This is a genomic window from Leucobacter weissii (assembly GCF_017565745.1).
GTDB classification, from domain to species: Bacteria; Actinomycetota; Actinomycetes; order Actinomycetales; family Microbacteriaceae; genus Leucobacter; species Leucobacter weissii.
On the sequence record NZ_JAGDYM010000009.1, the window covers coordinates 190,049 to 213,607 of the forward strand.

Consider the following 23,559-nt stretch of genomic DNA (forward strand, 5'->3'; position numbering starts at 1 on the left):
GCCGTCGTCCGCTCAGCCGTTGACGAGGCACCGCGGGCCGAGCAGTCCCTTCAGATCGCCGTAGAGGTCCGGGCCCACCCGCACGCGGAGCGGCAACTCGAACAGCCGGACACTCGCCGGGGTGACGAGTTGAAGGCGCATCTCGCTCTCGCCGGGATGCCGACGGAGCGCATCCTTCAGCTCCAGGAGCAGGCTCTCGGTAGCGCGCTGCTCCTCGAGCCGCAGCGTCAGCGTCGGCGCCTCGTCCTGCACGACCGCATCGATCGGCTTCACCGCGTAGGCGTGCAGCGACATGCCGTCGTCCCTGGCGTTGAGCTTGCCCCGCACCGCGACGATGGCATCCGGCTTGAGCAGCTGGCCGTACTCCTGATAGGACTTGCCCATGAAGAGCGCCTGCACCTCGCCGGTGAAGTCCTCGACCGTCACCATGCCGTACAGGTTGCCCGACTTGGCCGTCCGGTGCTGCACGTTCGTGAGCAGCCCGGCGACGACCACGGTCTCCCCGTCCACCGCGGTGTCCGGGCCCACGGCGTGCTCGATCGAGGTGGAGGACTCCTTCGCCAGCGCGGACTCGAGCCCGCGCAGCGGATGATCGGAGACGTACAGCCCGAGCATCTCGCGTTCGAAGGCCAGCTTGTCCTTCTTCGACCACTCGGGACGGTCGGGGACGAGGGAGACCGCCTCGGCGATGTCCCCCGCGTCGGCGGCCTCGGCGAAGAGGCTGTCGAAGTCGAAGCCGACGTTGCCGTGCTCGGCGTCGCGCTTCTCCCGCACCGCCGCCTCCACGGCGCCCTCGTGGATCTCGAGCAGGGCGCGCCGGGTGTCGCCGAAGGTGTCGAACGCGCCGGCCTTGATCAGGGACTCGATCGTGCGCTTGTTCAGCACCGTCGCGGGAACCCGCTTCAGGAAATCGTGGAAGGACCCGAAGTCCCCGTCGCGCTCTCGCGCGGCGCGGATCCCCTCGACGACGTTGGCGCCCACGTTGCGCACGGCTCCCAGCCCGAAGCGGATGTCGCCCCCGACCGCCGAGAAGTTCACGAACGACGCCCCGACGTCGGGCGGGAGCACCTTGATGCCCATCCGACGGCACTCGTTGAGGTAGACCGCGAGCTTGTCCTTCGAGTCCCCCACGCTGGTGAGCAGCGCGGCCATGTACTCGGCCGGGTAGTGCGACTTGAGGTAGGCGGTCCAGTAGCTGACCAGCCCGTAGGCGGCCGAGTGCGCCTTGTTGAACGCGTAGTCCGAGAAGGGCAGCAGGATGTCCCAGAGCGCCTTGATGGCGCCGTCGGAGTAACCGCGCTCCCGCATGCCGCCGGAGAAGCCCTCGTACTGCTTGTCGAGCTCCTCCTTCTTCTTCTTGCCCATGGCCCGGCGCAGGATGTCCGCCTGTCCGAGCGAGAATCCGGCGACCTTCTGCGCGACCGCCATCACCTGCTCCTGGTAGATGATGAGGCCGTAGGTCGTGTCGAGGATGTCCCTGAGCGGCTCTTCCAGCTCGGGATGGATCGGCGTGATCTCCTGCAGGCCGTTCTTGCGCAGCGCGTAGTTCGTGTGGGAGTCCGCGCCCATCGGCCCGGGTCGGTACAGGGCGATCAGCGCTGAGATGTCCTCGAAGTTGTCGGGCTTCATCAGCCGCATGAGCGAGCGCAGCGGTCCGCCGTCCAGCTGGAAGACGCCGAGCGAGTCCCCCCGCGCGAGCAGTTGGTACGAGGCGGCGTCGTCGAGCTCGAGCGTCTCGAGGTCGAGATCCTCGCCCCGGTTGAGCTTGATGTTCTCGATCGCGTCGGAGATGATCGTGAGGTTCCTCAGGCCCAGGAAGTCCATCTTGATGAGGCCGAGCGATTCGCAGGTGGGGTAGTCGAACTGCGTGACGATCTGGCCGTCCTGCTCGCGCTTCATGATGGGGATGATGTCGATCAGCGGATCGCTCGACATGATGACGCCGGCGGCGTGCACGCCCCACTGGCGTTTCAGCCCCTCGAGCCCGAGCGCGGTGTCGTACACCGTCTTCGCGTCCGGGTCGACCTCGATCACCGCGCGGAACTCCGCCGCCTCCTTGTAGCGGGCGTGCTCGGAATCGGTGATCCCGGCGAGGGGGATGTCCTTCGCCATCACCGCCGGGGGCATGGCCTTGGTCAGCTTCTCCCCCATGCCGAAGGGGAAGCCGAGCACGCGCGAGGCGTCCTTGAGCGCCTGCTTCGACTTGATCGTGCCGTAGGTGACGATCTGCGCGACCCGCTCGTCGCCGTACTTCTCGGTGACGTATTTGATCACCTCGCCGCGGCGACGATCGTCGAAGTCCACGTCGAAGTCGGGCATCGAGACGCGATCCGGATTGAGGAAGCGCTCGAAGATCAGCCCGTGCTGCAGGGGGTCGAGGTCGGTGATGCGCAGGGCGTAGGCGGCCATCGACCCCGCGCCGGATCCGCGGCCCGGCCCGACCCGGATCCCGTGGTCCTTGGCCCAGTTGATGAAGTCCGCCACGACGAGGAAGTAGCCGGGGAAGCCCATCTGCGCGATCACGCCGGTCTCGTACTCGGCCTGCTTGCGCACCGCGTCGGGGATGCCCGACGGGTAGCGGTAGTGCAGCCCGCGCTCGACCTCCTTGACGAACCAGCTCTCCTCGGTCTCGCCCTCCGGCACCGGATAGCGCGGCATGTAGTTGGCCCGCGTGTTGAACTCGCTCTCGCAGCGCTCGGCGATCAGCAGGGTGTTGTCGCAGGCCTCGGGCAGCTCGCGGAAGAGCTGCCGCATCTCCGCAGCGCTCTTCAGGTAGTAACCGTCGCCGTCGAACCTGAAGCGGTTCGGGTCGTCGAGCGTCGAACCGGACTGGACGCACAGCAGCGCCTCGTGCGATTTCGCGTCGTGCTGGTGCGTGTAGTGGAGGTCGTTCGTGGCGAGCAGCGGGATCCCGAGGTCGCGCGCGATCTCGAGCAGCTCCTTCTGCACGCGGCGCTCGATCTCGAGGCCGTGATCCATGATCTCGCAGAAGAAGTTCTCCTTGCCGAAGAGGTCCTGGAACTCGGCGGCGGCCTCCCGCGCCTCCCGGAACTGCCCCAGGCGCAGCCTGGTGTGGATCTCCCCCGACGGGCAGCCGGTGGTCGCGATGAGCCCCGTCGCATAGCGCTGCAGCAGCTCGCGGTCCATCCGCGGCTTGAAGTAGTACCCCTCGATCGAGGCCAGGCTCGACAGCCGGAACAGGTTGTGCATGCCCTCCGTGCTCTGGGCGAGCATGGTCATGTGCGTGTAGGCGCCGCCGCCCGAGACGTCGTCGCCCCCGCCGTCGCCCCAGCGCACGCGGGTGCGGTCGCTGCGATGGGTGCCCGGTGCCAGGTAGGCCTCGGTCCCGATGATCGGCTTGATCCCGGCGTCCCGCGCCGTCTTCCAGAAGTCGAAGGCGCCGAAGGTGTTGCCGTGGTCGGTGATGGCGATGGCCGGCATGCCCTGCTCGGCGGCCGCCGAGATGAGCGGTTTCACGCGGGCGGCCCCGTCGAGCATCGAGTACTCGCTGTGCACGTGCAGATGGACGAAACCGTCTCGATCGCTCATAGAAGCCCCCTGTCTCCCGGCGTGCGCCGACCCCCTCTAGGCTACTGCCCGCCGCCGTCCGCCCGGTGCGTCGTGAGTCCGTGCTCGGTCTTCTCCCAGTAGTGCGGGCGCACGACGAGCTGCCAGAGCGCCTTGTAGGACGCGACGGAGTGGAGGATCCAGTAGACCGGGTTGAGCAGCGCCCAGGGGACGAGCTCGAAATCGCCGCGTTTGAAGGGCCCCATCATGTTGAGGTAGACGATCATGCCGCTGCCGATCAGGAAGTTGAAGAGGGTGACGACCGCGACCGCTGGCGGGAACAGCGGATCGATGACGTGCGACGGCAGCAGCCAGGTGATGCCCGTCAGCAGTATGAAGGGCAGCACGCCGAGGAAGGTCAGCGGCGTGCCGGCGACGAGCAGCGCGAAACCGGCGAAGCGGCGGAGGCCGATCTCGCGGATCAGGCGCAGCGGCGAGCGCGCGTGCACGAGCGTCGTCTGCATGTAGCCCTTGATCCAACGGCTGCGCTGCCGCACGAAGTTCGGGATCGAGGTGTTCGCCTCCTCCATCGTCACCGAGTCGACGATGCCCACCTGGTAGCCCAGCGCGCTCGCCCGGATGCCGAGATCGGCGTCTTCGGTGACGTTGAAGGGGTCCCAGCCTCCCAGCTCGCGCAGCGCCGTCGTGCGGAAGTGGTTGGAGGTGCCGCCGAGCGGGATCGGCAGGGCGTCGATGTCGAGCCCCGGCAGCATGTAGTCGAACCAGTACGCGTACTCGAGGGTGAACATGCGGGTGAGCACGTTCTCTCCCGCATTGAAGTAGTTCAGCGACGCCTGCATCACGGCCGTCCGGTCGCCGGCGCGCGAGAAGGCCAGCAGCGCCTTCTTCAACTGCAGCGGCTCCGGGGCGTCCTCCGCGTCGTAGATCACCAGGTATTCTCCGCGCGCGATCGCGAGGCCCACGTTGCAGGCGCGCGGCTTCGTCTGCGGCTGCCCCTGGGGGACGATCACGACGGTGAAGTTGTCGGGCGCGTCGGAGGCGTCGACCGCGGCGCGCGTCTCCTCGTCCTCCTCCTCGACGAGGATGAGTACCTCGAGCCGAGCCGCGGGATAGTCGATCGCTCCGAGGTTGTCGACGAGCTGATGCACGATGTTCGCCTCGCGGAACACCGGCACCAGCACCGTGTACACGGGCAGCTCCGCATCGTCCAGCGCGGCGATCTCCTCGGGGTCGATGCGATCCGCGAGATCGTAGCGGGCGCCGCGCAGCGACACCCAGAATTTGAAGGCCGTGGCGCTGAGGAAGGCGAGGCTCGTGACGAGCAGTGTGGCGACGATGGTGTCGCGCGTCCAGAGCACCGCCGCGAGCACGTACAGGAACGCGCACACCGCGATCCCCCAGCCCTGGGGCCGGCTCAGCACGCGCCGCGCGGAGAGGCCGGGATCGCGCTCCCACAGTCCCTGCGAGGCGTCGTGCGCGATCTCGGGCGACACCCGGATGGTCCGCACGCTCATCCGAGCGCTCCGCCCGTGAGCGCGCGCCACCACTGACCGACGCTCGGGTAGAGCAGGAACGACAGCGCCCAGCCGACGAGCGCCTGCAGGACGACCAGCGTCAGCGCGGCGACCCGGTGCCAGTCGCGCAGCCGCTGCGCGCAGATGGCGGCGACGACGGTGGCCAGGATGAGGAAGCTCGTGCCGGACGACCCGACGGGGCTGACGCCGGTCGCCGACATGAGCAGGAAGGAGGCGGTGATCAGCGGGGGCGCCAGCGCGATGAGCGGCCGCTGCGCCGCGAGGGCGAGCAGCATGCTGAGGACGGTGGGCACGAAGTGCAGCCAGCCCCAGCTCGAGCCGAGCACGTCGAGCGTCGCCTGCAGACGGTCGTCGGCGGGGTCGAATCCGGTGTTCCGCAGCGGAAGGAGGGGGTCCGAGCGGAACACGAGCCCGAGCAGCGAGGCCGAGCCGAAGGCGGCGACGGTCGGGAACACCAGGACGAGCGCGTTGGCGATCCGCGAACCGAGACGGGAGTGGTAGAGCAGCGGGGCGACGCATCCGGCGAGGAGGATCGAGAAGATGAAGGCGGGGGCGGAGAGCGCTGCGGTCGCGAAGTAGAGGCCGACGCGGAACCCGGCCTGCGTGTTGGCGTAGACGATGAAGCGGATCAGGTCGATCATGCCGAGGCCGAACAGCACGGCTCCGAGGGTCATCTCGAGGTTCGTCGTCACGAGGAACGCGGTCAGCGGCGTGCCCGCGATGAGCAGCAGGAGGATCGACCCGTCGAGGCGCGGCACGCGCCGGCGGGTGAACCACTCGAAGACGCGCTGGCAGAAGAATCCGGCCACGAGGGAGCCCACGATGCCGAGGCCGAGCGCGCCCCCGGGCACGAGCAGCGCGATCAGCGAGGAGATCGGCGGGTAGAGGGCCCCGAGCACATCGATCCCGACCTCGCCGGCGCCGACGCCGCGCACCTCGGCGAGCAGCTCCGCATTGGCGGTCTCTCCGCTGAAGTACCCGTCGTCGTTCGCGTCGAGCAGGAGGGCCAGGGCCAGGAACGGCAGAGCGAACCCGAGCCGCAGCGCCCAGCGCGCCCAGCGCCGAGCCGGATACTTGGGAAGCCGGCCGGACCCTCGAGCCTCGCGCAGTCGAGGTGCGCCGCGGAGAGTCTGCGCCGCCATCATTCCCCCGCGAGTGCGCTCAGAGCCCGCTGCAGATCGTCGGAGTAGCGGCTCGTGAACTCGACGGGCTCCCCGTCGCCCGGGTGCCTGAAGCCGAGCCGGACGGCGTGCAGCCACTGACGTTCGAGCCCGAGTCGCGCGCTGAGGCGCGGATCGGCGCCGTACATGGCGTCGCCGACGCAGGGGTGCCGCTGCGCGGACATGTGCACCCGGATCTGGTGCGTGCGCCCGGTCTCGAGCTCGACCTCGATCAGCGAGGCGTGCGGGAACGCTTCGAGGGTCGCGTAGTGGGTGACGGAGGGCTTCCCGTCGCGCGTCACCGCGAACTTCCACTCGCTGCCGGGATGCCGGCCGATGGGACCCTCGATCGTGCCGGTCAGCGGATCGGGGTGGCCCTGCACGACCGCGTGGTAGAACTTCTCGACCTGGCGGGATTTGAAGGCGCGCTTCAGCTCGCTGTAGGCGCGCTCGCTCTTCGCGACGACCATCAGCCCGCTCGTCCCGGCGTCGAGGCGGTGCACGATGCCCTGGCGCTCCGGCGGTCCGGAGGTCGCGATCCGGTACCCGGCGCCCGCCAGCGCGCCGAGCACCGTCGGCCCGCTCCAGCCGAGGGAGGGATGGGCGGCGACGCCCGGGGGCTTGTCGATCACCACGATGTCGTCGTCGTCGTGGACGACGCCCAGCTCGGGCAGGCGCACCGGCACGATCTCCGGGCCGACCCGCTCCTCCCAGCTCACCTCGAGCAGCCCGCCGGCGGGAAGCCGGTCGCCCTTGCCGAGCGCGCGACCGTCCAGCGTGACGCCGCCCCGCTGGGCGATCTCCGCCGCGAAGGTCCGCGAGAAGCCGAACAGCCTCGCGAGCGCCGCGTCGACACGCTGCTCCGCCAGCCCCTCGGGCACCGGCATCGAACGGCGCTCCATCAGCCGGCTCCCGCGCCGCCCCGGGCGCTCTCGGGCGAACTCTCGTCTGCACGGTCGGCGATCCCGTCGGTTGCGGGCCGCCGATCGGGTCTCCGAGGGCCGCCGGTGATCGGGAGACCGCGGAAGGTGATGACGACGAACAGCAGCATCGCGGAGACGATGCCGATATCGGCGACGTTGTAGATCGCGGGGTTCATCCCCGGCCACATCCACGGCGTGAGGATGAAGTCGACGACGTGGCCGACCGGGAAGCCGGGCTCGCGGAGGAGCCGGTCCGTGAGGTTGCCGAGCACGCCGCCGAGCAGCAGTCCGAAGAAGAGCGCCCAGCTCCGCGAGCCGAGCCGCCGGATCTGCCAGAGGATGGCGCCGACGACCGCCGCGGCCAGGATGGTGAACACCCAGGTCGCGCCGCTCGCGATCGAGAACGCGGCCCCGGGGTTGCGCACGAAATGCCACTGCAGGAAGTCGCCGATCACCTGGACCGACTGCCCCTCGGTGAGGTTGGCGACCACCCAGTTCTTGCTGAGCTGATCGACGAGATAGACGATCAGCGCGACGCCGACGAGCAGCGCTATGGGGAGACCGCGCCTCGCGGCGCGCTCGGGCGCCGTCGCGGCCGCGTCCTCGGAGGACGCCTCATCCCCGTGCTCGGCTCGCGCATTGTCGTTCACCGAGCTGCCGGGTCAGTCGAGCGCCTTGCGGCCGCCCTTGGGCTCGGGGGAACCCTCGAGCTCGCGGAGCTGCGCCTGGATGTACGAGGTGAGGGTGTCGCGGTACTCCGACTCGAACTCGCGCAGTTCCTGGATCCGCTGCCGGATCGACTGCCGTTCGGAGGACAGCGCCTGCAACTCGTCGGCGCGCTGCTTCTGCGCCTCTCCGACGAGTTTCGAGGCCGTCTTCTCCGCCTCTCCGACGAGTCGGTCGCGCTCGACCTCTCCCTCGTGGATGTACTTGTCGTGCAGTTCGAGAGCGAGCTGCAGCATCGCGCTCGACTTGATCGCATCCGCCTCCGGCACGCCGTCGTGATGGGAGGGCTGCGCGGGCTGGAAGCTCGGCGCGGGCGGCGCGTCCACCACGATGGTCTGCTCGGACACGCTGGTCTGCTCGGCCGCGGCCGTCTCGACGACGGCGCTCGCGTCCTGGGCCGGAGCCTGCGAGGCGCTCTCGAGCTGAGCCTCGAGCTCCTTGATGCGCTCCCTGGCACTCTCGAGCTCCGCGCGGAGAGCTTCCTTCTCCTGCTCGTGCTGACGCAGGTCCTCGACGATGGTGTCGAGGAAGTCGTCGACCTGGTCAAGGTCGTAACCGTCTCGGAACTTCGTAATCGTGAACTTCTGGTTCACGACCTCTTCGGGTGTCAGGGCCATTCGTACGTCTCTTTCACATCGGGACCATGAACATGGTCAGGGATAACCGTAGCAAAGATTCGGCGTTACACGGGTATGACGCGGAGCACCGCGATCAGGATCCAGCAGCTGAGCATGGTCAGCATCCACCCGAGATCGAGTGCGATCTGCCCGAGCCGGATGGGCGGGAGCACCCGTCTGAAGAAGCGGATGGGGGGATCGGTGACGGTGAAGATCACCTCGAAGACGACGATGAGCGCTCCCCGAGGTCGAAACCGTGGGGCGAGGACCCTCACCCAATCGATGATGAAACGGCCCCAGAGCACATAGGTGTAGATGCGCAGCAGCCACACCAGCACCAGGACGATGACCGCCAGAATCATGGATGCGCAGGACTAGGCGGTGCCGCCGACGAAGAACGAACCGTCCTCGTTCCGGGACTGCTGATCGCCGCTCGTCGTGATGTGTTCGGGCGAGAGCAGGAACACCTTGCTGGTGACCCGCTCGATCTTGCCGTGCAGCCCCATCGAGAGCCCGCTGGCGAAATCGATGATGCGCTTCGCCTCCGCGTCGTTCATGCGGGAGAGGTTCAGGATCACCGGCACGCCGTCCCGGAAGCTCTCCGCCACGGCCGCCGCGTCGCTGTAGGCGCTCGGGTGCACGGTGAGGATCTCGCTCATCGCCTGCGCGGGCGCTTGCCGCGTCGGGGTGACCTTGCGCAGCGGCGTCACCTGGGCGGCACGGGGCTGAGCGGGGCGCGCCGCGGGAGCGGCCGACTCGGCCTCGCGCACGACACCGGTCTCCTGGCCGTCGAGATCCTCCTCGGCGAGCCCCAGGAACACCATCGTCTTCTTCAGAGGGTTGCTCATCATCTCTCCTCGAACATCTCGTCGGCGGGGCAGCGGAACCGCCGTGTGTCGAGCCTAACCGGCCGGAGGCCGATTTCCGGTGATTGCGCTGCCGATGCGGAGGTGTGTCGCGCCGGCCGCGACGGCTTCGGGGAAGTCGTGAGTCATGCCGGCGGAGATCGCCGCCGCGCTCGGCTCGAGCGCACGCAGGCGTTCCGAATACTCCCGGAGTCGCGCGAAGGCCGAGGCCGCCGGCTCCTCCTCGGGCAGCGGCGCGACCGCCATCACGCCGCGCAGCCGGAGCGTGCGCGTCGCGAGCACCCGCTCGGCGATGCGCTCGAGCTCTCCCGGCGCCGCTCCGCCGCGGGCCGGATCCTCCGTGAGGTTGATCTGGACGAAGGCGTCGATCGGATCGGCGACCTCTGCCGTGGCGAGCGCATCGACCAGTCGCTCGCGGTCGATCGAGTGGATCGCATGGGCGTACTGGGCGGCCTGCCTCGCCTTCTTCGTCTGCAGTTGCCCGACGAAGTGCCAGCGCAGGGCGAGATCGTCGAGCTCCGCGGCCTTCGCCTGCGCCTCCTGGTGCCGGTTCTCGCCGACGTCGCCGATGCCGAGCCGCGCGAGTCGGCGCACCAGCTCGGCGGGATGGAACTTCGTGATCACGATGAGGGCGATCTCCTCCGCCGCACGTCCGGCGTCCCGCGCCGCCTCGGCGATCCTCGAACGGACCGACTCGAGCCGCTGCGCGAGTTCGGCGTCGCTCGCCTCCGGGCGCTCCTCGGACGACACGGCGCCCCTACTTCAGGAACTCGGGGATATCGAGATCCTCGTCGTCGCTCTCGAACGCGGCGTCGGAGAGCTGGTCCTCGACCGGAGGATGGGTGACCGGCTCGCCGAAATCGCGCTCCGGCTCCGCGGCCTCGCGCTCGGCGGCCGAGACCGGAACCGCTGCGGTGCCGAATCTGGCGGGCGCCACCTCCTCGAGCGATTCGACGTGACTGCCGCGCCGGCCGCGGCCGGCCGGCTGCTGCTCCGCGTGGGCGGCCAGCTGCTCGGGGTCGAAGCCCGCGGCGATGACCGTGACGCGCACCTCGTCGCCGAGCGTGTCGTCGATGACGGTTCCGAAGATGATGTTGGCCTCGGGGTGCACGACGTCCTGCACGAGTTCCGATGCCTCGGTGATCTCGCTGAGCGCGAGGTTCGAGGACCCCTGGATGGAGAGCAGCACGCCGTGCGCGCCCTCGATGCTGGTCTCGAGCAGCGGCGAGGCGACGGCGAGCTCGGCCGCCTTGATGGCCCGATCCGCTCCGCGCGCCGAGCCGATGCCCATGAGCGCGCTTCCGGCTCCCTGCATGACCGACTTGACGTCGGCGAAGTCGACGTTGATCAGACCCGGCGTCGTGATGAGATCCGTGATGCCCTGCACACCGGCGAGGAGCACCTGATCGGCCGCGGCGAACGCCTCGATCATGCTGATCCCGGGCTCGCTGATCTCGAGGAGACGATCGTTCGGCACGACGATCAGCGTGTCGACCGCCTCGCGGAGGGTGTGGATGCCGGCGTCGGCCTGCGCCGCGCGCCGCTTCCCCTCGAAGCCGAAGGGCCGGGTGACGACGCCGATCGTCAGCGCGCCGACGGCGCGGGCGACCCGAGCGACGACCGGGGCGGCGCCGGTGCCGGTGCCGCCGCCCTCTCCCGCCGTGACGAACACCATGTCCGCACCGGCCAGCGCCTCTTCGATCTCGTCCGCGTGGTCCTCGGCCGCGCGCCGGCCCACCTCGGGATCGGCGCCGGCGCCGAGACCGCGGGTCAGCTCGCGGCCGATGTCGAGCTTCACGTCCGCGTCGCTGAGCAGCAGCGCCTGGGCATCGGTGTTCACTGCGATGAACTCGACGCCGCGCAGCCCGAGCTCGATCATCCGGTTGACCGCGTTGACCCCGCCTCCGCCGACGCCGACGACCTTGATGACCGCGAGGTAGTTCTGGTTCGCTGACACGTGGGTCCTCCCCCTCAACTTTCAACCTTCACTTCAGGTTTAAAGTTAGTATTCGGGTATACATTTACCGATCTCCAAACTACGGGCATCCGCGCCGCCCATCGCCCCGACACACCGCATCCAGCCCGATTGCGGTCGGACGCGCATCCGGAGCGGCGCTCATTCGAACACGGGGGCGTCCGGAGCGCTCACATCGATCCGCGCGGCCTGCTCGACGGCCTCGAGCATCGTCGCCAGCACCACCGCCTTGCGCTGCGTATCCTCCGCGTCCCCCCAGAAGACGACGACCCCGTCGCGGAGGGTGAACTCCACGTCCTGATCGCTCGAGGCGGTCACCCGAGTCAATCGACGGCGCAACTCCTCGGGCAGGTCCCGGACGATCCCGGCCGCGGCCTCGAACGCGGAGGAGGAGGCATCGGTCACGGCTCCCCGTGCCGCGGGAACCCCGCGAGGGCGTTTCTTCTCGGTCGCCACGAGCACGCCCGCCGGATCGAGCAGGCGGAACCCGTCGTCTTCGCGCACGGCGATCACCGCCTCCCGCTCCTCGATCCGCACGACGAGCGTGCCGGGCGGCAGGCGCTCCACCGCGTAGCGCTGGATCAGCGGGAACGGCTCGAGCGCCCGGTGCACCTCCTGCTCGGTGACCAGCGCCAGGGGCGTCCCGTCGAACCGTTCGAGCGCCGCGAGCAGCTCCTCGGCGTCCACCCGGGACGCCCCCGCCACCCGCACCTCCCGCACCGCCATGAGCGGGCTGAGCACGCCGATCGCGACGAACAGCGCCAGGGCGACGATCGCGGCCCCAGCGATCAGCCAGTACCGGCGGCGGCGACGGCCGTGCGCGGTGAAACGACGCCCCTCCCTGCGCTCACGGCGGCGCACGGCCCGACGCGCGCGGCGCAGCTCCCTGGCCGCCCCTCGCACGGACCCCTCCGGCCCGTCCCCGTTCGCAGCCGTCCGCACCTCCGCGGATCCGGTCCGGCCGAGGCGTTCCTCCAGCCAGGATCCGCTTCGCGGCGCGGCGGCGCCGCGATCGACGGACCCGCTCCCCTCGGTCGGGAGCCGGACCCCGTACGAGGCCGCCGCCCGGGGCGCTGCCGCGGATTCCTCGCCGAAACCGGGGTCGACGCCCGCGCCGAGGCCGAACACCCGCTCGGCGCCCTCCGCCGCGGGCTCCTCCAGCGGTTCGGGCGCGTCCGGCGCCCCGTCGAAGCCGCCGGGGCGCTTCACCGCGCCTCGGTGCTCGTCTGCGAGCCGGTGCCCGGCACCGCCTCGGTGCTCGTCTGCGAGCCGGCATCCGGCGTGCCGAATCGCCCGCGCAGCGCCCCCACCACCTGCGGGATGATGCGGTAGACGGAACCGCAGCTCATCGTCACCATCACGTCTCCGGGGCGGGCGAACTCGGCCAGGTAGTCGGCCGCGCGCTGCCAGTCGTCGATGTAGGCGACCCGCGCGGGATCGGCGAAGTCGTCCGACACGAGCGCTCCCGTCACGCCGGGCACCGGATCCTCCCGCGCGCCGTCGACCTCCAGCACCACCGTGTGGTCGGCTCCGGCCTCGAGCACTTCGGCGAACTCGCGGTGGAAGGTGCTGGTGCGGCTGAAGAGATGGGGCTGATGGATCGCGATCAACCGGCCCTCGCCGACCACCGCCCGTGCGGAGTCCAGCAGGGCGGCGACCTCGGTCGGGTGGTGCGCGTAGTCGTCGTAGACCCGCACGCCGCCCACCTCGGCGTGGAACTCGAAGCGACGCTTCGTGCCCCCGAAGTCCGCGATGGCGGCCAGCGCGGGACCGGGCTCGTAGCCGAGGCCGGTCAGCACCGCGAGCGCGCCCACGGCGTTCACCGCGTTGTGACGTCCGTAGACCGACAGCGCGGCCTCGAACCGCTCCCCGCCCGTCTCGACCGCGAATCGCACCGGGCCCGAATCGTCGACGTCCACGAGGCGCACGTCCGCACCCTCGGCCTCGCCGAAGGTCCGCAGCCGCGCGTCGGCGCCGAGCGCCCCGATCACTTCGCGGGCACCGGGGTCGTCCGCCGAGACCACCACGAGCTCGCGCGCGCCGCGTGCGAACTCCACGAACGCCGCCATGAACGCCTCGCGGGAGCCGTAGAAGTCGAGATGCTCCGGATCGACGTTCGTGATCAGCGCGACGGCGGTGTCGTAGAGCAGGAAGGATTTGTCGCTCTCGTCGGCCTCGATGACGAAGAGCTCGTCGGCGCCCGTGCCCGAGGAGGTGCCCAGCGCCTCGATGATCCCGCCGTTCACGAATGACGGATCGGCGCCGACGCCGAGGAGTCCGGTCACGATCATGCCCGTCGAGGTGGTCTTGCCGTGCGCGCCGGCCACCGAGACCACGCGACCCGCCCGGGAGAGCCAGGCCAGCGCCTGGGAGCGGTGCAGCACCGGGATGCCCCGGTCGAGCGCGGCCCGGTACTCGGGATTGTCCTGCCAGAGCGCGCCCGTGACGACGAGCGTGTCGGCTTCGCCCGCGTTGGCCGCGTCGTGCCCGATCGCGACCGGCACGCCGAGCGCCTCGAGCGCCTCGGTCGCGTAGTTCGCGCTGCGATCCGAGCCGGTCACGGGCACCCCGGCCTCGTGCATCATCCGCGCGATGCCGCTCATGCCCGAGCCGCCGATCCCGACGAAGTGGACGCGCCCGAGCCGCTCGGGGATCTCCAGATCGAGGTCGGGGTAGATCATCGGGGCTCCTTCTCGGTTCTCGGGATCCCAGCGTAGCGCGCGCCCCCGCGTCTTCCCTGGAGCACGCGCCCGGCTACGAGGTGGTGGTACCATGATCACATGAGTGGAACGTTGACGATGCGAGTGGGAGGAAAGGGGCGCGTGGTCCTCCCATCGGAATTGCGTGCCCGCCAGGGGTGGATCGAAGGCACCACGCTCACCGCGGTCGAGCAGGATGACGGCAGCGTGCTGCTGCTCACCCGCGAGCAGCTTCTGGCACGGGTGCGCAGCAGTCTCGTCGGCAAGGACGCGGTGTCGGAGCTGATGGCCGAACGGCGAGCGGCCGCACAACGCGAGGATGAGGGGCGCGCCTGAGCATGAGGGTGTTCGACGCCAGCGCCCTGCTCGCGTTCCTCTTCGATGAACCGGGTGGCTCCACGGTGGCCGCGTACCTCGAGGATGGCTGCTGCTGCGGGGCCGCCAACTGGTCCGAAGTGGCGCAGAAGGTCGCGTTGCAGGGAGGGGTCTGGCGAGAGGCACGAGCACTGCTGCTCAGTTTCGGTCTCTCGATCGAGTCCGTCAGTGCGGAGGACGCCGAAACCGCGGCCGAACTGTGGCAGCGCGGTTCTGGTCTGTCGCTCGGCGACCGACTGTGCCTGGCTCTGGGCAGGCGCCTCGACCGGGAGATCGTCACCGCCGACACCGCCTGGAGCGGCCTGCCGGGCATTCTGCTGATCCGCTGAACCGCCCCTCCGCCGGAACATCGCCGGTTTTCGCTGCGCCTCCTGCCGACATCCGCTCCTGAGGCGATCCGTGTGCAAGGAGACCTGCGATCTGGGTGATGCAAGGGGTGCGATCCGCGACCGAACGGGCGGTCTCACGGGTCACGGGAGCAGCACGTACTGGGCGCGGCCCGTCAGCCGGCCGAACACTCTGCGGGCCCTGCCCCGCCACCCGAAGTTCTCTCGCTCCAGGTCGGAGAACTGGATGTCAGCCGCAGTCACCACGTCGTCCCTCCACCGGAGGTCGACCTCGGAGATCTCCGTCAGCAGCTGTTCGAGGTCACTCGCGCGCAGACGGAACGACTCCGGCAGCTCTTCCTCTTCGAACGCTTCCTCTTCGTCGGGGAATCTCGGGGACCGGCTCTCGCCCTCGGTATTCACGAAATGGGCACGAGTCTCCTGCATCACCTCATGCGAGAGCTCCTTGAGACGACGGCGGAACGATTCCCGTTCGGATGCCGCCAACTCCAGATAGGCGATCTGCAACTCATCCGGCAGGATCGCCCGATCTCAGAGCGCGATCACATGAACGACACCTTCTTCATCCACCCACATGCGGCGGCCTGCTTCCCCCCGGTTTCGTACGCGAGCGACCGCTTCCGATACCCGCATCAACGATACTCTCTGCGTACCCTCCGTCAGATCGACGCACCAAAGCACGTTCCGGCAGAACTCCCCCATCCACCTGAGCGAGCGCGATGATCGGTCTCAGCGATCGGCCAGAGCCTCGCGGACGAGCTCGTGGAGCCGCTCGGTGCCGTCGAGCGCGCCCGCGGACCTCGCGCGCTCGGACATCTCGGCGAGCCGCGCGTCGTCGAGCAGCAGCGGGATCAGGGTGCCGCGCACCCACTGCGGCGTCAGCTCCGCGTCGTCGACGAGCAGCGCGCCGCCGGCCTCCACCACCCCGGCCGCATTGCGCCGCTGCTCCCCGTTCCCGGTCGCGTAGGGCACGAACACCGCGGGCACACCGAGACCGGCGATCTCGCTGACCGTGGCGGAACCGGCCCGCGAGACCACCAGATCCGCCGCGGCGAAGGCCAGGTCCATGCGATCGCAGTACGGCAGCACCGTGTAGCCGGCGACGCCCGGATCCTCGATCTCGGTCAGGCCGCCCCAGATGTGCAGCACCTGGGCGCCGGCAGACACGAGCTCCGCCGCGGATCCCGCGATCCCGCGATTGATGGCGCGCGCCCCGAGCGACCCGCCGGTCACGAGCAGCGTCCGGCGCGCGGGATCCAACCCGAAGTGGCGCCGCGCCTCGTCGCGCAGCGCCGCACGATCGAGCCCCGCGATCTCGGCCCGCAGCGGCATACCGGTGGTTCTGGCTTCGCCGCCCGTCCCGCGGATCGGCGTGCCGGCGAACGTCACCGCCACCCACGGCGTGCCGCGCGCGCCGAGCCGATTGGCGAGCCCCGGCAATGCGTTGGCCTCGTGGATGACGTACGGAACGCCCTCCCGCTTCGCCGCGCGATACGCCGGCGCGGAGGCGTACCCGCCGAAGCCGACCACGACGTCCACGCCGCGGTCGCGGATCAGCTCGCGCACCTCGGCCACGGCGCGCAGGTACCGCCTCGGGAAGCCGAGGGCGTATCGGCTGGGACGGCGCGGGAACGGCAGGCGCTCGATCGTCCGCAGCTCGTACCCGCGCTCGGGCACCAGCCGGGCCTCCAGCCCCTCGCGGGTGCCGAGCACGGCGATCTCCGCCTCCGGCTCGACCGCTCGAATGCGGTCGGCCAGCGCGAGCAGCGGATTCACATGCCCGGCCGTGCCCCCTCCGGCCAGCAGATACGCGGTCATCCGTTCCCATCCCTCTGCTGCTGCTCGATCCTGGCGGCCGCGCCGTCGCGCGCCACCGATACCACCACGCCCATCGCGATCAGGCAGGCGATGAGCGCCGTGCCACCCGAGCTGATCAGCGGCAGCGGCACCCCCAGCACGGGGAACACGCCGATCACCACGCCGATGTTCACGAAGGCCTGGCCCACGATCCACACCATGATGCCGCCCACGACGGCACGGCCGAAGCGGTCGCGCGCCCGCGCGATCACGCGGAGCATCACCACGGCGAGCACGACGAAGAGGGCGATCACCAGCAGCCCGCCCACGAGCCCCAGCTCCTCGCCGATGATCGCGAAGATGTAGTCGTTGTCGGCCGCGGGGAGCCAGGACCACTTCGCCTTCGACCCCCCGAGGCCGACGCCGAACAGACCGCCGCCGGCGAGCGCCCAGAGCCCGTGCAGCGGCTGCCAGTCGAGGCCGCTGTAGTCGCTCGTGTCGCTCGCGTGGCCGAGGATGCGGGCCATGCGGTTGGGGCTCGTGACCACGAAGAAGACGACCGCGCCGAGCGCGCCGACGATCACCAGGGCGAGCGAGCGCCAGCTGACGCCGCCGAAGTACATGGCGCCGATCACGACGGCGCCCATGATAAGGGTCGTCCCCATGTCGTGCCCGAGCATCACGAGTCCGAGCGCCAGCAGCGCGCCCGGAATGACCACCGGGATGAGCTCGTGCTTCACCGAGCCGAGCAGTCGCTGCTTCGCGAGCAGCACGGTGCCGATCCAGATCACCAGGGCGAGCTTCAGCATCTCGGAGGGCTGCCCGCTGAACGATCCGATCTGGATCCAGTTGCGGTTGCCGAAGGCGTCGATCCCCAGCGGGGTGAACACCAGGGTCTGCAGCCCGAGCCCCAGCGCGAACAGCCACCAGGCCCAGCGCTTCCAGACCCGGATCGGCATCGCTGCGGCGAGGAGCATCAGCGGGATGCCGATCAGGGCGTAGCTCGCCTGGCGCCAGAACCCTCCGAAGAAACCGTCCTCCGCGAGGTAGGAGGTGATCGAGGAGGAGGAGAGCACCATGATGAGTCCGATGCCCACCAGGAGGAAGGTGATGGCGTAGAGCAGCACCACGTTGGGGTCGGAGACGAGTCTCAGCGCGCCGCCGAGCCGGATCCTCGCGAATGCCGAGGCCTTCCGCTCCCCCGCGGCGTTCTCGGCCCCGTCAGCCGCCGCGGCGCGCGGGTGCTGCGTCGTCGTCATCCGCGTCACCTCCACCGGTCCCTGCTGCTTCGACCTCAGCCGCGTCGTTCTCCGTGTCATCGTGCGGTTCGGAGCCGAGCGCGCGGACCGCGGCCTGGAATCGCCGGCCCCGCTCCGCATAGCTCGCGAACTGATCCATCGACGCCGCGGCCGGAGCCAGCAGCACGGTGTCGCCCGCCTGCGCGAGCGATGCCGCAGCCGCAACGGCCTCGGTCATCGTTCCCTCAGTCTGCACCGGGACCACCTCGATCCGCGGCACCTCGGGTGCGTGTCGCTCGAGCGCGGCGAGCACGGTCTGCCGCTCGGCGCCGATCACCACCGCTCCGCGCAGGCGATGCGCGTGCCGTTCGACGAGGGCGGAGAGGTCGGTGCCCTTCAGGAGCCCGCCGACGATCCACACGACCCGGTCGAAGGCGCTCAGGGCGCCGTCCGCGGCGTGCGCGTTGGTCGCCTTGGAGTCGTCGACCCAACGGACGCCGGGCAGCGCCGCGGACTCGCCGAGGCGCTGCACCCGGTGCTCGTCCGCGGTGAATCCGAGGATCGCGGCGGCGGCCTCGCTCGGCTCGACCCCGCGTGCCCGGGCGAGCGCCGCCGCCGCGAGGATGTTCTGCACCATGTGCGGCGCGGCGAGTCCGCGCTCCTCCAGCTCCCCCAGGGTGACGAGCTCGTAGGCCGAGTCCCAGCGGTCGGCGTGGTAGCCGCGATCCACCAGGATCCCGCCCCCCTCGCCGTCTCGCACCACTCCGAAGCCGCTCGGCGGCGGCGAGTCGAGTCCGAATCCGATCGCGCGCGCGCCCTCCACCACGTCGGCCCGCTCGACCATGCGCTCGGTCTCGGGGTCGGCGCGGTTGTACACGCAGGCGACCTGCGTGTTCTCGTAGACCTTCGCCTTGGCTGCGGCGTACGCCTCGGCCGCGGCGCCGGTGCCGCCGTCGACGCCGGCCGCGGCGCCGTGCCAGTCCAGGTGGTCCGCCGCGACGTTCAGGCAGGCGCTCGCGTAGGGCGAGACGCTGCCGGCTCCCGCGACGGGGAGTCGGTGGAGCTGGAAGCTGGAGAGTTCGACGACGAGGGCGTCGTAGCCCTGCGGGTCGCGGAGCGCGTCGAGGATCGGCACGCCGATGTTGCCGACCGGCGCGGCGCGCAGGCCGGCGGCCACGAGCATGTGCGCGGTCAGCTGGACGGTCGTGGTCTTGCCGTTGGTCCCGGTCACGCAGATCCAGTCCGCGATGCGATCCGTCTTGTCGCGCAGCCTCCAGCCGAGCTCGATGTCGCCCCAGACCGGGACCCCGGCCTCCTCCGCCCAGACCGTCAGCGGGTGGTCGGGTCGGTAGCCGGGAGAGACCACGACGAGGTCGGGGGCGAAGGCCCGCAGATCGGCGAGCTGCTCGGCATCGTGCTCGAGGCGGGAGCGCTCGGCCCCGATGACGTCGAGCAGCCGCTCGCGCTCGGGGTCGGAGCGGCCGAAGATCGCGCGGACCCGGCATCCCAGCTCGACGAGGGTGTCGGCGACCGAGAAGCCGGTGACGCCGAGGCCGAGGACGGCGACGCGCAGGCCGCTCCAATCGTGGTGCCAGCTCGTCAGCGCCGCCGGCCGCGCGCGCACGGGCGACTCGTTCACTGCAGCAGCGTCCACTCCGTGTAGAGGGCCCCGAGACCGCTGAGCACGAACACGCCCGCCACGATCCAGAATCGCACCACCACGGCGGTCTCGGCCCAGCCCTTGAGCTCGAAGTGGTGGTGGATCGGGCTCATCAGGAAGATGCGCTTGCCCCGCGTGATCTTGAAGTAGAGCCGCTGCACGATCACCGAGCCCGACTCGATCACGAACAGTCCGCCGATGAGCAGCAGCAGCAGCTCGGTGTGGCTGAGGACCGCGAACGCCGCGATCGCCCCGCCGAGGCCCAGCGAGCCGGTGTCGCCCATGTAGATGTGGGCCGGGTTGGCGTTCCACCAGATGAAGCCGACCAGCCCGCCGACGAGCGCCGCGGCGATCACCGCGAGATCGAGCGGATCGCGCACCTCGTAGCAGCCCGGTTCGATGTGGCGGGCGCACAGCTGGCTGAACTGCCAGAAGCCGATCACCGCGTAGGCGCCGATCGCGAGGATCGACGCGCCCCCGGCGAGCCCGTCGAGCCCGTCGGTCACGTTCACCGAGTTCGAGGCCGCCGTCACGATCAGGATGATCCAGAGCAGGAAGAGGACGAGGCCGAGCACCGGGCCGAGCGACATGAAGTCGAAGGGCAGCTCCCGGAAGAGGGAGATGTGGGAGCTGGCGGGCGTGAGACCCCGTTCGTTCGCGAACTGCAGCGCGAGCACACCGAAGGCGACCGCCACGACCACCTGCCCCGCGATCTTGGCCCAGCCGCCGAGGCCGAGCGACTGCTGCTTGCGGGTCTTGAGGAAGTCGTCGATGAAGCCGACCGCGCCGAGGCCGACCGTCAGCAGGATCACGAGCAGCGCCGACGCGGTGGGCTGCTCTCCCGCCAGGAGCTTCGCGAGGAAGTAGGCGATCACCGAGCCCGAGATGAAGATGAGCCCGCCCATGGTCGGCGTGCCCCGCTTGGCGTGGTGGGACTGCGGCCCGTCCTCCCGGATGAACTGCCCCCAGCGCAGACGGGTGAACAGCCGGATGAACAGCGGTGTCAGCAGCAGCGAGAACAGCATGGAGATGCCGCCCGCGAACAGCAGCGCGATCATGCGAAGGCCTCCCCGAGTCGGTCGCCGAGCCGCTGCAGGCCGGCGGCGTTGGACGATTTCACGAGCACCGTGTCGCCGGCCCCGAGCGTCCGCTCGAGGTAGTCGAACGCCTCGTCGTGATCGGCGAAGAAGACGCTCTCCCCCGCCCACGACCCCTCGTTGATCGCACTGATGTGCAGGCGGCGGGCCTCGTCCCCGACGACCACGAGTTCGGAGATCCCCAGCCGGACGATCTGCAGCGCGATGCGGTCGTGCGCCTCACCGGAGAGCTCACCCAGCTCGCTCATGGCCCCGAGCACGGCGACGCTGCGGGCGTCGGGCCGCGCGACCATCGCGAGGGTCTTCAGCGCGGCGCTCATCGAATCCGGACTGGCGTTGTAGGCGTCGTTGATGATCGTGACGCCGTCGCGCCCGCCCAGCACCTGCATCCGGCCGGGACCGGCGAGCTCGGTCGCCGCGAGGGAGGCCGCGATCGCGTCGAGCGGCAGCCCGAGCTCGTGCCCCACGGCGGCGGCGGCGAGCGCGTTCGAGACGTGATGCTCGCCCAGCACCGGGAAGCGGACCGCCGCGGCCTCGCCCCCGATCCTGAGCGTGAAGCGGGTGCCCTCGGCGTCGGCGACGACGTCGTCGGCGCGCACCTCGGCCTCGGGATGCGCGCCGAACCAGCGCACGCGCGCCCGCGTCAGCTCCGCCATCCGGGCCACCCGGGGATCATCGCGGTTCAGCACGGCCGTCGCCGAAGCGGGCAGATCGCGCACCATCTCGCTCTTGGCGCGGAAGGTCGCCTCGATCCCCCCGAACTCCCCCGCATGGGCGAGTCCGACCGAGAGCACGACCGCGATGTCGGGAGGGGCCATCGCGGTGAGCCTTGCGATCTCGCCCTCGGCGCTGGCTCCCATCTCGGCGACCAGGATCTCCGTCTCCGCGCGCAGCCGCAGCATGGTGAGCGGCCCGCCGACCTCGTTGTTGAAGGACTTCGCGGAGGCCACGGTGCGGCGCCCGGCGCGCTCCGCCATCGCGGCGATCAGATTCTTCGTGGTGGTCTTCCCGTTGGAGCCGGTGATGCCGACGATGGTGAGCCCGCCGCCCGCGTGCACGCGGCGGACGACCTCGGTCGCGAGGCGTCCGAGCGCGAGCGTGGCGTCGTCGACGAGGATCTGCGCGACGCGATCGTCCGTCTCCTGCTCCGCACGGTACTCGTGATCGTCGAGCTCGCGCTCGACGACGAGCAACCGCGCTCCGCGCGCGACCGCCTGCGCCGCGAAGCGGTGTCCGTCCGTCGTCTCCCCGCGACGGGCGAAGAAGATCTGGCCGGGGGCGATCTCCCGCGAATCCGTCTGGGCGTCGCCGTCGACGACCGTCCCGCCGTCCGCTCCGTCGCGGCCCGGGATCAATCGGCCGCCGATCGCGTCGGCGATCTCGGCCAGGGTGAGTGCAATCACAGCAGTCCTGCCTCGCGCAGTGCTGCGCGTACTTCGTCTCGTGCCGAGTAGGGGAGCTTGCGCCCCTCGACCTCCTGGTAGTCCTCGTGCCCCGGGCCGGCATACAGGATAACGTCACCGGGCCGCGCCAGCGAAATGGCGAGTCTGACGGCGGCTCGCGGATCCCCCTCCTCGTACAGCTCCGCGCGTCCCGCCGCTCGCGCTCCGGCGAGCAGCTGCGCGCGGATCGCCGCGGGGTCCTCGGAGCGGGGGTGGTAGTCGCAGACGATCAGGATGTCGCTGCCCGTCGCGGCGATCCGGCCCATCTCGGCCCGCTTGCTCGTGTCGCGGTCGCCGTCCGCGCCGAACATGAAGATCACCCGTCCCTCCGCCACCTCGGCGAGCGCGTCGAGCATGGCCGCGAAGCTGCCCGGCGTGTGCCCGTAGTCGACGTAGAACCTCGGACCGCTGCCGGACGGGTTGATCGCCTCGAGCCGACCGGGGATGTAGACCGGGATGAGGCCGCCCTGGCGATCCGTGCCCTCGAGGCCGGCCGCGATGCGCTCGAAGCCGATGCCGGCCTCGTGCAGCATGATGAGCGCGAGCGCGGCGTTCTCGGCCATGAAGCGCCCGAAGACGGGCACCCGTCCCCGGAACCGCGCTCCCCCCGGCCCCTGGAGCGCGAACGCCACGCCGTCGATGTCCTGAGCCGTCACCGCGAGATGCCAGTCCGCCTCCGCGCCGTACTCCGTGGCGAGCGTGGTCACCGGGATCCGGGACTCGCGCGCGACACGCCGGCCGTGGGCGGAGTCGACCACGACGACGCCGCGGCGCGCGTGCTCGGGCGCGAAGAGGGCGAGCTTCGCCTGGAAGTAGCTCTCCATGTCGCCGAAGTCGTCGAGATGATCCTGCGAGAAGTTGTTGAAGGCGACGACGTCGAAGCGCACGCCGTCGATCCGATGCCGGACCACCGCATGGGCGGAGACCTCGAGCGCGATCGCCTCGGCGCGCTCCTCGCGCATCCGGGCGAGGAGCGCGTGCAGCTCGGGCGCCTCGGGGCTCGTCAGGCCGCTCGTCATCGCGGTGTCGCCGACCCGGCGCTCCGCGGTCGAGCTCAGACCCGCGCGCAGGCCCGCCGCGCGCAGCAGCTCGGCGAGCAGATAGACCACGCTGGTCTTGCCGTTCGTCCCGGTCACGCCGAAGACGGCGGCGTCGATTCCCGCGGTGCCGTAGATCTCGGCGGAGACCTCTCCGAGGATCCCGCGTGGATCCTCGGAGACGAGCACGGGAAGGCCGGTCCCTGCCTCGCGCAGCAGCTCCGCGCCCGCGGGGTCGGTGAGGATCGCGGCGGCGCCGCGTTCCCGGGCCTGCGCGGCGAACTCCGCGCCGTGCCGTCTCTCCCCCGGAAGCGCCGCGTACAGGTCGCCCGCGCGCACGTCCCGCGAGTCGAGCGTCACCCCGCGCACCTCCCGCTCCGCGGCATCGACGAGGCCGTCGGCTCCGTCGGCGAACGCGAGCGCGAAGCGCTCCCGGAGGCGCCCCAGGTCCGCGCCGTGCGGAGCCCGCGGTCGGATACTCGTCTCGGCCTGACCGCTCATCACCACTCGATCCTAGGACACTCGCCGCGCGGCCGC

General features: G+C 70.5%; 21 protein-coding genes. 2 read left to right on the forward strand and 19 right to left on the reverse strand.

The window, feature by feature from the left end; translation table 11 throughout:
- Positions 1–12 precede the first annotated feature (12 nt).
- The 12 genes from dnaE to murC all read right to left on the reverse strand — a co-directional run bounded on the left by dnaE (position 13) and on the right by murC (position 14,011).
- Positions 13–3,549, reverse strand: a complete 3,537-nt coding sequence (gene dnaE / locus J4H92_RS08520) for a DNA polymerase III subunit alpha (protein ID WP_208097747.1) — start codon at positions 3,547–3,549, stop codon at positions 13–15.
- Positions 3,550–3,590: 41 nt separating this feature from the next.
- Entirely contained in the window at positions 3,591–5,042 is a 1,452-nt protein-coding gene (locus tag J4H92_RS08525) for a glycosyltransferase (protein ID WP_208097748.1), read from the reverse strand.
- Positions 5,039–6,205 (reverse strand): hypothetical protein, encoded by a 1,167-nt coding sequence (locus J4H92_RS08530; RefSeq protein ID WP_208097749.1) that lies wholly within the window; start codon positions 6,203–6,205, stop codon positions 5,039–5,041. Before J4H92_RS08530 ends, J4H92_RS08525 begins: the two co-directional genes overlap by 4 nt.
- The gene (locus J4H92_RS08535; RefSeq protein WP_208097750.1) at positions 6,205–7,125 is read right to left on the reverse strand and encodes an RluA family pseudouridine synthase; all 921 of its coding nucleotides are present in this window, start codon (positions 7,123–7,125) and stop codon (positions 6,205–6,207) included. The genes J4H92_RS08530 and J4H92_RS08535 overlap by 1 nt, the downstream gene beginning before the upstream one ends.
- Positions 7,125–7,796 (reverse strand): signal peptidase II, encoded by a 672-nt coding sequence (gene lspA / locus J4H92_RS08540; RefSeq protein WP_208097751.1) that lies wholly within the window; start codon positions 7,794–7,796, stop codon positions 7,125–7,127. The genes J4H92_RS08535 and lspA overlap by 1 nt, the downstream gene beginning before the upstream one ends.
- A 12-nt stretch (positions 7,797–7,808) precedes the next feature.
- Positions 7,809–8,489 carry a DivIVA domain-containing protein gene (locus tag J4H92_RS08545; RefSeq protein WP_208097752.1) on the reverse strand — a complete coding sequence of 227 codons (681 nt, stop codon included), beginning with the start codon at positions 8,487–8,489 and terminating at the stop codon, positions 7,809–7,811.
- A gap of 65 nt (positions 8,490–8,554) precedes the next feature.
- Positions 8,555–8,851 carry a YggT family protein gene (locus J4H92_RS08550; RefSeq protein WP_208097753.1) on the reverse strand — a complete coding sequence of 99 codons (297 nt, stop codon included), beginning with the start codon at positions 8,849–8,851 and terminating at the stop codon, positions 8,555–8,557.
- Positions 8,852–8,863: 12 nt separating this feature from the next.
- Complete coding sequence (locus tag J4H92_RS08555; protein WP_208097754.1) at positions 8,864–9,337, reverse strand: cell division protein SepF; 474 nt, start codon at positions 9,335–9,337, stop codon at positions 8,864–8,866.
- A gap of 54 nt (positions 9,338–9,391) precedes the next feature.
- Positions 9,392–10,105 carry a YggS family pyridoxal phosphate-dependent enzyme gene (locus J4H92_RS08560; RefSeq protein WP_208097755.1) on the reverse strand — a complete coding sequence of 238 codons (714 nt, stop codon included), beginning with the start codon at positions 10,103–10,105 and terminating at the stop codon, positions 9,392–9,394.
- 7 nt (positions 10,106–10,112) lie between these two features.
- Positions 10,113–11,312 carry a cell division protein FtsZ gene (gene ftsZ / locus J4H92_RS08565; RefSeq protein WP_208097756.1) on the reverse strand — a complete coding sequence of 400 codons (1,200 nt, stop codon included), beginning with the start codon at positions 11,310–11,312 and terminating at the stop codon, positions 10,113–10,115.
- A 159-nt stretch (positions 11,313–11,471) separates the two neighbouring features.
- Complete coding sequence (locus tag J4H92_RS15755) at positions 11,472–12,539, reverse strand: cell division protein FtsQ/DivIB (RefSeq protein WP_208097757.1); 1,068 nt, start codon at positions 12,537–12,539, stop codon at positions 11,472–11,474.
- Positions 12,536–14,011 (reverse strand): UDP-N-acetylmuramate--L-alanine ligase, encoded by a 1,476-nt coding sequence (gene murC, locus J4H92_RS08575; protein ID WP_208097758.1) that lies wholly within the window; start codon positions 14,009–14,011, stop codon positions 12,536–12,538. Before murC ends, J4H92_RS15755 begins: the two co-directional genes overlap by 4 nt.
- Before the next feature lie 99 nt (positions 14,012–14,110).
- Here murC and J4H92_RS08580 point away from each other — a divergent pair, with 99 nt between their 5' ends.
- Complete coding sequence (locus tag J4H92_RS08580) at positions 14,111–14,365, forward strand: AbrB/MazE/SpoVT family DNA-binding domain-containing protein (protein WP_208097759.1); 255 nt, start codon at positions 14,111–14,113, stop codon at positions 14,363–14,365.
- A 2-nt stretch (positions 14,366–14,367) separates the two neighbouring features.
- Positions 14,368–14,733 carry a type II toxin-antitoxin system VapC family toxin gene (locus tag J4H92_RS08585; protein ID WP_208097760.1) on the forward strand — a complete coding sequence of 122 codons (366 nt, stop codon included), beginning with the start codon at positions 14,368–14,370 and terminating at the stop codon, positions 14,731–14,733.
- A 141-nt stretch (positions 14,734–14,874) separates the two neighbouring features.
- Here the strand turns inward: J4H92_RS08585 and J4H92_RS08590 are convergent, their stop codons facing one another.
- The 7 genes from J4H92_RS08590 to J4H92_RS08620 form a co-directional block, all read right to left on the reverse strand.
- Positions 14,875–15,177 (reverse strand): hypothetical protein, encoded by a 303-nt coding sequence (locus J4H92_RS08590; protein WP_208097761.1) that lies wholly within the window; start codon positions 15,175–15,177, stop codon positions 14,875–14,877.
- 303 nt (positions 15,178–15,480) lie between these two features.
- Positions 15,481–16,569, reverse strand: a complete 1,089-nt coding sequence (locus J4H92_RS08595) for a UDP-N-acetylglucosamine--N-acetylmuramyl-(pentapeptide) pyrophosphoryl-undecaprenol N-acetylglucosamine transferase (protein WP_208097762.1) — start codon at positions 16,567–16,569, stop codon at positions 15,481–15,483.
- Positions 16,566–17,807 (reverse strand): FtsW/RodA/SpoVE family cell cycle protein, encoded by a 1,242-nt coding sequence (locus tag J4H92_RS08600; protein ID WP_208097763.1) that lies wholly within the window; start codon positions 17,805–17,807, stop codon positions 16,566–16,568. Before J4H92_RS08600 ends, J4H92_RS08595 begins: the two co-directional genes overlap by 4 nt.
- Entirely contained in the window at positions 17,770–19,425 is a 1,656-nt protein-coding gene (gene murD / locus J4H92_RS08605) for a UDP-N-acetylmuramoyl-L-alanine--D-glutamate ligase (protein ID WP_341783043.1), read from the reverse strand. The genes J4H92_RS08600 and murD overlap by 38 nt, the downstream gene beginning before the upstream one ends.
- Positions 19,422–20,504, reverse strand: coding sequence for a phospho-N-acetylmuramoyl-pentapeptide-transferase (mraY, locus tag J4H92_RS08610; RefSeq protein ID WP_208097764.1), 1,083 nt, complete (start codon positions 20,502–20,504; stop codon positions 19,422–19,424). Before mraY ends, murD begins: the two co-directional genes overlap by 4 nt.
- Entirely contained in the window at positions 20,501–21,946 is a 1,446-nt protein-coding gene (locus tag J4H92_RS08615; RefSeq protein ID WP_208097765.1) for a UDP-N-acetylmuramoyl-tripeptide--D-alanyl-D-alanine ligase, read from the reverse strand. Before J4H92_RS08615 ends, mraY begins: the two co-directional genes overlap by 4 nt.
- Positions 21,943–23,523: a Mur ligase family protein gene (locus J4H92_RS08620; RefSeq protein ID WP_208097766.1), complete on the reverse strand. Its 1,581-nt coding sequence runs from the start codon at positions 23,521–23,523 to the stop codon at positions 21,943–21,945. Before J4H92_RS08620 ends, J4H92_RS08615 begins: the two co-directional genes overlap by 4 nt.
- Positions 23,524–23,559: the final 36 nt, after the last annotated feature.